The sequence below is a fragment of the Marinobacter sp. G5_S1_61_S3 genome (assembly GCF_054968585.1).
The window spans coordinates 1-1,086 of sequence record NZ_JBQKUK010000038.1 but is presented as its reverse complement, the minus strand read 5'-3'; the positions used below and the strand labels follow the sequence as shown (position 1 = coordinate 1,086).

At 58.7% G+C, this 1,086-nt stretch carries 2 protein-coding genes; both read left to right on the top strand.

Annotated elements, in window-relative coordinates; translation table 11 throughout:
• Window positions 1-153: aldehyde dehydrogenase family protein (locus ACTRWH_RS20410; protein WP_462826791.1), on the top strand; the 153-nt coding region annotated here is incomplete at its 5' end.
• A 7-nt stretch (window positions 154-160) separates the two neighbouring features.
• On the top strand, window positions 161-1,033 hold the full coding sequence (locus tag ACTRWH_RS20405) for an alpha/beta fold hydrolase (protein ID WP_007152420.1): 873 nt from the start codon (window positions 161-163) through the stop codon (window positions 1,031-1,033).
• Window positions 1,034-1,086 lie beyond the last annotated feature (53 nt).

Sequence of the window (1,086 nt, the reverse complement as noted above, 5' to 3'; positions counted from 1 at the left end):
GTTGAGGCAGGCATTATCTGGGTCAACAGCTGGTTCCTGCGAGATTTGCGCACACCCTTCGGTGGCAGCAAGCAGTCCGGTATTGGCCGTGAGGGCGGTGTGCACTCCCTGGAGTTCTACACCGAAATGAAAAACATCTGCGTGAAACTGTGAGCCGATTATGACTGCACCTGAAAACAGCCCGGAAATCGGGCGTGAGATAACCGCTGCCGGCTACCGCACCAACGTGCATGACCATGGTGCCGCCAATGGCAACAGTGATGTTCCGGTCATGATGATTCACGGCTCCGGCCCCGGCGTGACCGCCTGGGCGAACTGGCGCCTGGTGATTCCGGAGCTGGCGAAGCACCGCCGTGTGGTGGCTCCGGACATGCTCGGCTTCGGGTACACCGAGCGCCCTGAAGACAACACCTATAATCGGGAACGCTGGGTGGCTCATGCTATTGGCGTTATGGATGCATTGGATCTGCAACAGGTGGATCTGGTGGGTAACTCCTTTGGCGGCGGCCTGGCCCTGGCCCTGGCTATTGAGCACCCGGAGCGGATTCGTCGTCTGGTGCTGATGGGTCCGGCAGGTGTTAGTTTTCCCATCACCGAAGGGTTGGATGAAGTCTGGGGTTACGAGCCTTCCCTCGAAAATATGCGCCGCCTGATGGATGTGTTTGCCTTTAACAAAGGCCTGCTCACCGACGAACTGGCGGAGATGCGCTATCAGGCCAGCATCCGCCCCGGTTTCCAGGAATCCTTTGCCGCCATGTTCCCGGCACCGCGTCAGCGTTGGGTCGACAATCTGGCCAGCGAGGAGAAGGACATTCGTGCGTTGCCCCACGAGACTCTGATTCTTCATGGCCGCGAAGATGAAGTGATTCCCCTGAAGGCATCACTCAGGCTGGCAGAACTGATTGACCGCGCCCAGCTTCACGTGTTTGGCCGTTGCGGCCACTGGACCCAGATTGAACATGCCAGCCGGTTTGCCCGGCTGGTGAACGACTTTCTGACCGAGGCCGATCAAGCGGCTTCAGGAGCAGAATAATGGAACAGACACGTATACAGGCGCTGGGTGACGAGCTTTACCAGGCCATGCTC